Origin of the sequence: Pseudomonas reactans (genome assembly GCF_013387025.1) — a bacterium.
In the GTDB taxonomy this organism is placed as follows: Bacteria; Pseudomonadota; Gammaproteobacteria; order Pseudomonadales; family Pseudomonadaceae; genus Aquipseudomonas; species Aquipseudomonas reactans.
Genome location: NZ_JACAQP010000044.1, coordinates 1 through 1,190 on the forward strand (window position 1 = coordinate 1; position 1,190 = coordinate 1,190).

1 protein-coding gene is annotated in these 1,190 nt (G+C 57.2%); it reads right to left on the reverse strand.

Annotated features, from left to right (window positions below; translation table 11 throughout):
- Positions 1-145: 145 nt before the first annotated feature.
- Entirely contained in the window at positions 146-1,126 is a 981-nt protein-coding gene (locus tag HX793_RS28975) for an IS5-like element IS1384 family transposase (protein ID WP_010466230.1), read from the reverse strand.
- Between the last annotated feature and the right edge of the window lie 64 nt (positions 1,127-1,190).

Consider the following 1,190-nt stretch of genomic DNA (forward strand, 5'->3'; position numbering starts at 1 on the left):
GGATGGTCTGAAGTAGCCATGTATTTCCCCGGCATACCACCTAGCGCAACTTTTAAACTCGCCAAATGATCAAAAAACAATCAATTCGACGAGTATTTCTTACGTTTTCGCCACCCGGACCCCACTCCGGTGGCCATTTCCCGCATTACAGGCGCACCTCTCCTGCATTCGTCAGTAAATGTCGGCGCGCCATCCACAGGTTCGACAGAGCGAACAGTGTCACCAGTTGCGCCGTGTTTTTGGCCAAGCCGCGAAAGCGCACCTTGGTGTAACCGAACTGGCGCTTGATTACCCGGAACGGATGCTCGACCTTGGCGCGCACCTGAGCCTTGGCCTTTTCAATCTTGCGCTTGGCTTTGTACAGCACGCTGCGCTTATCGAGTTTTTTGTAGGTGCTGCGGCGTGCCGCCACCTGCCAGATAACTTCACGTCCTTCATGCTCGGGCCGCTTTTCGACACCGGTGTAGCCTGCATCGGCGCAGACCACGTTTTCGTCGCCATGCAGCAATTTGTCCACCTGGGTGACATCCGCCACATTGGCCGCCGTGCCCACTACGCTGTGCACCAGACCCGATTCGTCATCGGCGCCGATGTGGGCCTTCATGCCAAAATAATACTGGTTTCCCTTCTTGGTCTGGTGCATTTCCGGGTCGCGCTTGCCGTCCTTGTTCTTGGTCGAACTGGGCGCATTGATCAGCGTTGCATCGACGATGGTGCCCTGGCGCAGCGACAGGCCGCGGTCGCCCAGATAGCCATTGATGACAGCGAGGATGCCGGCCGCCAGCTCGTGTTTCTCCAGCAAGCGGCGGAAGTTGAGAATGGTGGTTTCGTCGGGGATGCGCTCCAGGTTCAGCCCGGCAAACTGGCGCAGGATCGTGGTTTCGTACAGCGCTTCCTCCATCGCTGGATCGCTGTAGCCGAACCAGTTCTGCAGCAGATGCACACGCAGCATCGCCATCAACGGGTAGGCCGGACGGCCACCTTCACCTTTCGGATAATGTGGCTCGATCAAAGCAATCAAGCCCTTCCACGGCACCACCCGATCCATCTCGATCAGGAACAACTCCTTGCGGGTTTGCTTGCGCTTGCCAGCGTACTCGGCGTCGGCGAAGGTCATCTGCTTCATCGGGAAACTCGGTGGGTGGGGTCGCGGTATTTTGCCAAATCAGAAAGTCTTTTTCAGAGTTTCC